This window comes from Streptomyces hokutonensis, assembly GCF_000376565.1.
Lineage (GTDB): Bacteria > Actinomycetota > Actinomycetes > Streptomycetales > Streptomycetaceae > Streptomyces > Streptomyces hokutonensis.
Genome location: NZ_BARG01000024.1, coordinates 420807 through 429269, shown reverse-complemented (window position 1 = coordinate 429269; position 8463 = coordinate 420807). Strand labels below are relative to the sequence as shown.

Annotated in this window: 8 protein-coding genes; all 8 read right to left on the bottom strand. The window is 70.3% G+C overall.

The genetic code is table 11. From position 1 onward, the window contains the following. Window positions 1-354: ABC transporter permease subunit (locus SSP08S_RS13950; RefSeq protein ID WP_026178474.1), on the bottom strand; the 354-nt coding region annotated here is incomplete at its 3' end. Between the two features lie 5 nt (window positions 355-359). Further along, window positions 360-1379 carry a sugar ABC transporter substrate-binding protein gene (locus tag SSP08S_RS13945; RefSeq protein WP_019068222.1) on the bottom strand — a complete coding sequence of 340 codons (1020 nt, stop codon included), beginning with the start codon at window positions 1377-1379 and terminating at the stop codon, window positions 360-362. A 247-nt stretch (window positions 1380-1626) separates the two neighbouring features. Continuing rightward, a complete protein-coding gene (locus SSP08S_RS13940; protein ID WP_019068221.1) occupies window positions 1627-2475 on the bottom strand; it encodes a sugar phosphate isomerase/epimerase family protein in 849 nt (282 codons plus the stop codon). A gap of 129 nt (window positions 2476-2604) precedes the next feature. Continuing rightward, complete coding sequence (locus tag SSP08S_RS13935; protein ID WP_019068220.1) at window positions 2605-3492, bottom strand: sugar phosphate isomerase/epimerase family protein; 888 nt, start codon at window positions 3490-3492, stop codon at window positions 2605-2607. Beyond that, window positions 3489-4436, bottom strand: a complete 948-nt coding sequence (locus SSP08S_RS13930) for an NAD(P)-dependent oxidoreductase (RefSeq protein WP_019068219.1) — start codon at window positions 4434-4436, stop codon at window positions 3489-3491. The genes SSP08S_RS13935 and SSP08S_RS13930 overlap by 4 nt, the downstream gene beginning before the upstream one ends. A gap of 4 nt (window positions 4437-4440) precedes the next feature. Beyond that, on the bottom strand, window positions 4441-5658 hold the full coding sequence (locus SSP08S_RS13925; protein ID WP_019068218.1) for a Gfo/Idh/MocA family protein: 1218 nt from the start codon (window positions 5656-5658) through the stop codon (window positions 4441-4443). Continuing rightward, window positions 5655-6467, bottom strand: a complete 813-nt coding sequence (locus tag SSP08S_RS55285) for an HpcH/HpaI aldolase family protein (protein WP_019068217.1) — start codon at window positions 6465-6467, stop codon at window positions 5655-5657. Before SSP08S_RS55285 ends, SSP08S_RS13925 begins: the two co-directional genes overlap by 4 nt. Continuing rightward, the gene (gene iolD / locus SSP08S_RS13915) at window positions 6464-8428 is read right to left on the bottom strand and encodes a 3D-(3,5/4)-trihydroxycyclohexane-1,2-dione acylhydrolase (decyclizing) (protein ID WP_019068216.1); all 1965 of its coding nucleotides are present in this window, start codon (window positions 8426-8428) and stop codon (window positions 6464-6466) included. The genes SSP08S_RS55285 and iolD overlap by 4 nt, the downstream gene beginning before the upstream one ends. Between the last annotated feature and the right edge of the window lie 35 nt (window positions 8429-8463).

Below are 8463 nucleotides of genomic sequence, written 5' to 3'. Positions count from 1 at the left end.
TACGTTCATGGTGAGTTGGTAGCTGAGCATGCTCGCGGTGAGCGCGGAGGTGATGACGGCGACGCCGGCGGAGAGGTCGAACTCCCCGCCGATCATCAGCAGGGCGACCGGCAGGGCCATGATCCCGATGGTCGACGAACCGTAGAGGATGTTCGCCATCGACGCGCCCTCACGCACCGGCGGAGCGGCGATCAGGAAGAACACGTACACCGCTGCCGCACCGAGGAAGACTCCGACCTCAGGACGGGCCAACAGCTGGATCAGCAAAGGCCGTTCGGAAGTCCGCCCGTCCTGTTCGGGGACCGGCGGAGCCGGCGACGGGGAGCCCGTCGCCGGTGCCGTGATCTGGGTCATGGGCGTCACCGCGTTCCCTTGGCGGCGAACTCGGCGACCTTGGCGACATTCGTCTTGTCGACGAACGCCGGACCAGTCAGCACGGGCTCCTGGCCGCCGCCGCTGTAGTTGCCGTTGTTCTTGTAGAGCCATAGCGAGTCGACGGCCAAGTAGCCCTGGAGGTAAGGCTGTTGGTCGATGGCCCACTGGATCTTGCCGGCCTTGATGGCGCCGACCGCGTCCTTGTTGAGGTCGAACGTGGCGAGCTTGGCCTTGCTGCCGGCATCGGCGATGGACTGGATCGCGGTCATCGCGAACGGGGCGCCGAGCGTCGTCACGTAGTCGATGCTCTTGTCCTGCTGGAGCTTGGCCGTGATCGTCGACTTCACCGACGGCATGTCCGTGCCGTTGACGTTGATGATCTCGGTCTTGCCGGTGAAGGTCTTCTTCACGCCGGCGCAGCGGGCCTCCAGGGCCACCTGACCCTGTTCCATGATCACGCAGATGGTGTGCTTGGCCCCGGCCGCGTTGAGCTTGCGGCCGAATGCCTCGCCCGCGATGCTCTCGTCCTGGCCGAAGTACTCGAGGAGGCCCTGCTTCTTCCAGTCCTGCACGCCGGTGTTGAAGCCGACGACGGGGATGCCGGCCTTCTCGGCCGTGGCGACCACGGACTTCATGGCGTCGGGCTTGGCGAGAGTGACCGCGATGCCGTCGACCTTCTGGTCGATCGCGTTCTGCACCAGGTTCGACTGGTTGGGCCCGTTGGGGTCGCTGGAGTAGACGAGCTTGACGTTGTCCTTGGCCGCGGCGGCCTCGGCGCCCTTGCGGATCGTGTCCCAGAAGGTGTCACCGGGGGCCGCGTGGGTGATCATCGCGATGGTCATGCGGGGTGTGGTGGCCTTGCCTGCCGAGACACCGGCCCCACTGTCGTCGGACTGCTTGCCCCCGGAACTGCTGGAGCAGCCGGCCACGAGCAGTGCGGCGGCTGCGGCCGCAGCGACGACGGGAACGATTCTGCGGGAGCGGGGGTGGGATGTACGGTCCATCTTTCCGGCACCTCACTGTGCTGCGGAGGATCACATGCCGTTAACACGGCTGTTGCTTATGACGAGATAGAACCGTCACGCCACCCCAGGGTCAACGCTTGTCATGACATCATTTATCCATCACGCCAAGATGTCTGAACATTTCCTCAGCAGCCACAAAAACGTGCCCCGTACATCAAAATAGAAATGAAAACAGGGGCGGCGGAAACGACCGTGGTTTCGTTCCCGCCACCCCTGTGGCCCGTTATTAGTTCACGAGTGCCGCGGCACTCCGATATGCCGCCGCGGCGGCCTCCCGCACCGGCAGCGCGCGGTGCGCGTCGGAGAGGATCTCCACGCCCCAGGGGCCGCGGAAGCCGGCCGTGCGGAGCGCGGCGATGACCCCGGGCAGGTCGAACGAGCCCTCTCCGCACAGGCGCCGGCGGTGCACGGTGTCCTCGAAGAGCGTGCCGACGACCTCACTGTCGGCGTCGTTGAGCTCCACGCCGACGATCCGCGATCCGGGTACCTCCGCCAGCTCGGCGGGCGGGGTGTGGGCGCGCTCGGTGTGCCAGATGTCGATGATGAGGCCGCCCGCCGGATGGCCTGCGGCCTCGACGAGCCGTAGCCCGTCGTGCACGGTCTTCAGGTTGGACCAGGGCAGCGGCTCGACGCCGAGCCGGGCGCCGACCCCGTCGGCCTGCGCGGCCAGTACGGCGAACTCCTTGGCCCAGACGTCGAGGTCCCAGGGTTCGTCCGCCACATCGGGGCCGATCTTGAAGGTACGGGCGCCGAGTGTCTCGACGGCCTTCAGCATGCCGGTACGGATCTCGTCCGAGGCGGCCCGCCGGGGTCCGTCCGCCCACCAGTCGGTCAGCAGCTCCAGCTCGACGTGGTTGATCCCGTTGTCCGCGAAGAGCGACCGGATCCCGGCCATTCCGTACTCACGCTCGGCCTCCACCAGGTCCACGTACAGCAGCCCGAAGGCGGTGAATCCGGCCTCGCGCGCCGCTTCCACCCGTTCCCGCAGATTCAGCGGGCTGCGCTGATCCTCCTCGTCGGGAGCGGCGTCACCCGCCGTGGTCCAGCAGGTGGCCAGAAATTCGTCAGCGGTCATTTACTTTTTCCTGGATTCCTCACACTCGGAAAAGACACGGCGCCCGATCGCTTGGGCATTCTGAGATCAACTCGACACATCAGTCAATCCCTCAGAATCCATCAAAAGCACATCAGGCCCGTATACGGGCTAGGCGACGCCGCGCAGCACCGAGCGCAGGTGCTCGGCGCTGGCCCACACGTCCTCGACCGGGCCCTTCGCCTTGGGCTCCTCGGTGAGGATGGTGTCCTGCTCCAGGACGTACCAGCCGTCGTAGCCGCGGGCGCTGAGGTGGGTGACGATGGCCTGCACATCCACGTCGCCGGCGCCCAGCGGGCGGTACATGCCCTTGCGGACGGCGTCGGTGTAGCTGAGCTGTCCGTCCTGGACCTTGGCGGCGAGGGAGGCGTCCACGTCCTTCATGTGGGTGTGGGCGATCCGCTCGGGGGCCTGGCGGGTGAGTTCGGCCGGGTCGGTGCCGCCGATGAGGAGGTGGCCGGTGTCGAGACAGAGGGAGATCGCCGAGTGCTCCAGGACGCGCCGGACCTCGTCGCCGTTCTCGATCATCGTGCCGACGTGCGGGTGCAGGACGGCGCGCACCCCGCGTTCGGCGGCGAGCGAGGCGAGCCGGTCGAGGTTGGACAGCAGCAGCTTCCAGCCGTCGGCGTCGAGTTCGGGGCGCGAGTCGTAGCCGTCCTGGCCGGTGACGGCCGACAGGACCAGCACCTCCGCCTTCGAGGCGTCGTAGCCCGCGAGGAGCTGTTCCGCCTCGGGCAGCGGGTCGTGGCCGGGCACGTGCAGCAGCAGCGGGGTGAAGCCGCCGACCGCGTGCAGGTCGTGGTCGGCGAGGGTGCGGGCCATGGCGCCGGGCTCGGCGGGCAGGAAGCCCTCGGGGCCGAACTCGGTGGCGGACAGGCCGACCTCGCGCATCTCGTTCAGCACCCGCTCGGGCGTCAACTGGTAGCCCCAGCCGGGCACTTCGCACACACCCCACGAGATGGGAGCACCGGCGATCCTGTTCAGGGGGGAGGTGGTCATGCTGTGGCCTTTCTGAGATTCCAGTCGGAGTCGGCGACCGCGGCCGGCGGCCGCCCCGCGAGAACGTCCGCGACACCACGCGCCGCGTCGACGAAGGTCAAGGTCATCGCCCGGCGCGTCATACCCATCAGATGAGGGGTGAGAACCACGTCGGGATGATCGAACAGTGGATGGTAGAGAGCCGGTTCCGGATCGAACACGTCCAGTCCTACGCCCGCCAGCCGTCCCGATTCCAGTGCGGCGAGGGTGGCATCGGGGTCGAGCAGCCCACCGCGTCCGCAGTTGATCAGGATCGCGCCCGGTCTGACGCGGGCCAGCAGCCGCTCGTCGACGAGGTGCCGGGTCTCCTCGACCAGCGGGGCGTGGAGGGTCAACACGTCGCTGGTCGCGGCCAGTTCATCGAGGTCCACGACGGAGAGCTCGGCCGGGGGCGGGCTGAACGGGTCGTAGGCGCGGGTCACCATGCCGAAGGCGGCGGCCAGTTCACCCACCCGGCGGCCGATGCGGCCGTAGCCGACGATGCCGAGGGTGGCGCCGTCGAGGTCGCCGACGGGGACGGTGTTCCGTGCGGCCCAGCGGCCGTCGCGGACCAGTTCGGTCAGGGGTGCCAGCCGCTTGGTGAGGTGCAGGGCCATGGCGAAGACGCCCTCGGCCACGGCCCGGCTGCCGCTGTTCGGGGTGATGACCACGGGGATGCCACGGGCGGAGGCCGCCCTCACGTCGACCAGGTCGACGCCGACGCCGGTGCGGGCGATCACCCGCAGCCGCGGTGCCCGCCGCAGCAGCTCCTCGTCGACCCGCCGGTCGGCGCGGACGATGGCGCCTTCGGCGACCGCGAGGTCCTCGGGCGTGGGATCGGCGACGAAGGTGACCCCCTCCCCCAGGACGGGTCCCACCGTGTCGGTGTCGACGGGACCGAGGCCCACCACCACATGTTCGGTCATACGATCAACTCCGCACCGGATGGCCGAAGTTCGCCCCCGGCACGGCGGGCACCGGCTGCCAGGCGCCGCTCTCCGCGGAGGCCGCGGCCGCCGCGATGACCTCGGCGACGGCGTGCGCGTCCTCGATGGTCGAGTTGTGGTGCTCGATGCCCGCGACGGCGGCGAGGAACTTCTTGGCCTCGATCACCTTGAGGTCGTCGTAGCCCATGCTGTTGCCGGGGCCGGGCTGGAAGCTGGCGTAGTCGCCCATGTGTCCGTTGCCGAGCACGGTGGTGTAGCCCTGCTGGGGGCCGCTGCGGTCGAGGGCGACGCGCAGTTCGTTCATGCGCTCGAAGTTCCAGGTGACCGACCCGTCGGTGCCGTAGATCTCGAAGCCGATGCCGCACTGCGGGCCGACGATGATGCGGGAGGCCTCCAGGGTGCCGACGGCTCCGCCGTGGAAGCGGACGAGGGCGGCGCTGTAGTCGTCGTTCTCCACGGGCGCCATCTCGCCGTCCTCGATCACCGCGAAGTGCGTGCCCGAGCCCATCGGCAGGAGCGGGCGTTCGGTGTAGACGGTGCTGGTGAGGGCGGAGACCTCGTCGATCGGGGCGACGACGTAGCTGACGAGGTCCACGACATGGCTCAGCAGGTCGCCGAGCGCGCCGTGTCCTGCCAGGTCCCGCTTGAAGCGCCAGGACAGGGCGCCCTTGGGTTCGGAGGCGTAGCCGGAGAAGAAGGTGGCGCGGACATTGGTGATACGGCCGAGGCGGCCCTCGGCGATCAGTTCGCGGGCGCGTTCGACGGCGGGGGCGTGGCGGTAGTTGTAGCCGATGGAGGTGACGACCCCGGCCGCGCGGGCGGCGGCGGCGACCTCGGCGGTCTCCTCGGCGCCGCGCCCGACGGGCTTCTCGATCCAGAACGGCTTGCCGGCCTTGGCGGCGGCGATGCCTATCTCGTGGTGGAGGAGGTTGGGCGCGCAGATCGAGACGACCTCGACCTCCGGGTCGTCGAGGACGGCGCGGTAGTCGGTGCCGGCCCGCGCGTAGCCGAGGACGTCGCGGGCGTAGGCCGCGCGGTCCTCGGCGGTGTCGGCGGCGTGGACGAGGCGGGGCTTGATGCCCAGCTCGGGGTAGACGGACGGGAGGGCCTGGTAGGCGCGGCTGTGCAGCTTGCCCATCCAGCCGACGCTGATCAGTCCGACGCCGATCTCGCGTGCGGCGCCCGGGGTGTCGGGGGTCATGATCGTGCCTCCTGGGAATCCTGAGAGACCTGCGAGTCCTGGGCCCGGGCCTCGCCGAGCGCGGCGGACAGGGCGGCCGCGAGCAGGGTCGCGTCGGAACCGATGCCGATGAACGTCCAGCCCTCGGCTCGTTTGGCGGCCGCGGCCGCGCCGTCGTGGACGAGCAGTCCGCAGGCCTTGCCGTGCGCGGCGGCGGCCTTGCGGACGCGCTCCAGCGCCTCCCGGTAGACCGGCGCGGCGAAGTCGCCGGGCACGCCGAGGTCGTGGCTGAGGTCGCGGGGGCCGACGAACAGGACGTCGACGCCGTCCAGGGCGGCGATCGCCTCGACCTCCGCGAGGGAACTGGCCGATTCGATCTGGACCACGCCGAGGAGTTCGCCCTCCCGGTCCAGGGCTCCGGCGTCGAGGCCGAAACGGCAGGCCCGGTTGTAGGTGGCCACGCCCCGGTCCCCTGCGGGCGGGTACCTCAAGTGCCGTAGCGCGGCGGTGACTTCGGCCGCCGTGTCGAGGCGGGGCAGCATGATTCCGGCGGCGCCCAGGTCGAGGACGCGGCCGATGCGGATGCGTTCTGCGGACTCCACGCGTACGACGGTCGGGACGCCGTAGGCCGCCGCGGCCGGGACGGTCGTCCGGACCTGTTCCTCGCCGCCCGCTCCGTGCTCGAGGTCGAGCAGCAGCCAGTCGGCGCCCGCGGCGGCGCACACCTCGGCCGAGACCGGGGAGGCGGTGCCGACGAAGGTGCCCAACGTGGCTTCTCCGGCGGCGAGTCGGGCACGCAGGCGGCCGTGGTCGAGAGGTGAGCGAGTCATCCGTACCACCTCTGGGACGCGAGGCCCTCTTCGTACTCGGCGCGCAGCTGGGCGACGGCCTCCTGCTCGGAGACCTCTGCCGGGGCCACGTCCCACCAGACACCGGCGCCGGGCAGGTCGGCGTGCGGGATCACGGGGACGACCAGGACGACCGGGCCGTTGTGGTCGCGCGTGTCGGCCAGCGCCGTACGCACCTCGTCGGCGGTCGTGGCACGCAGCGCGCGTGCGCCCAGGCCCTCCGCGGTCTTGACGAGGTCGACCTGGAGGTAGTCGCCCTCCAGGCGTGCGGACTTGCCGGAGCCGATCTCCAGGCTGCCGTCGCGGTAGCGGAACTCGTTGCCGAACTCCCTTCCGTTGCGGCCCATTTGGAGTCGGTGGATGACCTGGTAGCCGTGGTTCTCGGGGATCACGATCGTGATCGGGAGCCGTTCCTGCGCGGCCGTGACCAGTTCGGTCGGCGCCATGAGGAAGGTTCCGTCGCCGAGCAGCGACAGTACGCGCTTGGCCGGGTCCGGTTCGGCGAGGCGGACGCCGATCGCGGCGGGCAGTTCGTATCCCATGCAGGAGAACCCGAACTCCAGGTGGGCGTACCGCCCTTCGGTGGCGTCCCACACCTTCTGCAGGTCACCGGGCGGACCGCCGGCAGCCGCGATGATCGTGTCACCGGACCGTGCGTGCTCCTGGAGGAGACCGATCAACTGCCCCTGGGTAAGGGCTGCTTCGGTGTCGCGCACGACGTCGGAGTCGGCGGGCAGCGAGGCGAGGTCGAAGGGGGTGTCCGGGTCGATCGCGGCGCTGCGTTCCTCCTGCCACCGCGCGTCCAGCGTGCGTACCTTCTCCTGCCAACCGGCCGACGTGGTCGTGCCGTTGGCCCGTACGACCTCCGTCAGCGCGGCGAGGGCGCGCTTGGCGTCGGCCACGATGCCGGTCGCGCCGAGGCGGCCCGCGTCGTGCACGTTGACGTTGATGCTGGCGAAGCGCACGTCCGGGTTCTCGAAGAGGGAGTGCGAGGCGGTGGCGAAGTCCGTCAGCCGCGAGCCCACGGTGAGCACGAAGTCGGCTTCCCGGGCAAGGGTGTTGACCGCCGGAGTGCCTTCGAGTCCGATGCCGCCGAGCTGCCACCAGGCGCGGCGCTGGACGGCGCCCTTGCCCGCGAAGGTCTCCACGACGGGCACGCCCGCCGCCTCGGCCAGCGCCTCCAACTCCTCGCCCGCGCCGGAGTACACGACCCCGCCGCCGGCGATGACGAGCGGCTTCTCCGCCTCGGCGAGCAGTCGCGCGACCTCGGCGACCTCGTCGGCGTCCGGCGCGGGGCGGCGGATCGGCCAGTCGTGCTCGGCGAAGAACGCGACCGGGTAGTCGTAGGCGTGGGACTGGATGTCCTGCGGGAGCGAGACGACGACCGCGCCGGTGTCGACGTCGGTGAGGGCGCGCATCGCGGCGGGCAGCGCGGTGAGGAGCTGCTCGGGGCGGGTGATGCGGTCGAAGAAGCGGGAGACGGGCCGGAAGGCGTCGTTCACCGAGGCGTCGGCCTCGATGGGGTGCTGGAGCTGCTGAAGTACCGGGCCCTGGTGGCGAGTCGCGTAGGTGTCGCCGGGCAGCAGCAGGACGGGCAGCCGGTTGACGGTGGCGAGGCCCGCGCCGGTCACCATGTTGAGGGCGCCCGGCCCGATGGAGGCGGTCACGGCGAGGGTCGAGTGCCGCTTGGTGGCCTTGGCGTAGGCGGTCGCGATGTGGACGAGCGCCTGCTCGTTCCGGCCCTGGACGAAGGGGAGTTGGTCGCTTAGCTGGTCGAGGGCCTGGCCGAGGCCCGCCACGTTGCCGTGCCCGAAGATGCCGAGTGCGGCCGGTACGAGCCGGCGGCGTTCGCCGTCGGCCACGGAGTACTGGCGGGAGAGGTAGGTGACGACGGCCTGGGCGACGGTGAGGCGGACCGTGCCCTGTTGCGTCCGGTCGGTCATGAGTCGGCTCCTGAATGCGGGGATGTGCGGGGACG

Coding starts and splice junctions, on each gene's coding strand:
- SSP08S_RS13945 (WP_019068222.1), bottom strand. CDS start 1,379: ATGGACCGTACATCCCACCCCCGCTCCCGCAGAATCGTTCCCGTCGTC.
- SSP08S_RS13940 (WP_019068221.1), bottom strand. CDS start 2,475: ATGACCGCTGACGAATTTCTGGCCACCTGCTGGACCACGGCGGGTGAC.
- SSP08S_RS13935 (WP_019068220.1), bottom strand. CDS start 3,492: ATGACCACCTCCCCCCTGAACAGGATCGCCGGTGCTCCCATCTCGTGG.
- SSP08S_RS13930 (WP_019068219.1), bottom strand. CDS start 4,436: ATGACCGAACATGTGGTGGTGGGCCTCGGTCCCGTCGACACCGACACG.
- SSP08S_RS13925 (WP_019068218.1), bottom strand. CDS start 5,658: ATGACCCCCGACACCCCGGGCGCCGCACGCGAGATCGGCGTCGGACTG.
- SSP08S_RS55285 (WP_019068217.1), bottom strand. CDS start 6,467: ATGACTCGCTCACCTCTCGACCACGGCCGCCTGCGTGCCCGACTCGCC.
- iolD (WP_019068216.1), bottom strand. CDS start 8,428: ATGACCGACCGGACGCAACAGGGCACGGTCCGCCTCACCGTCGCCCAG.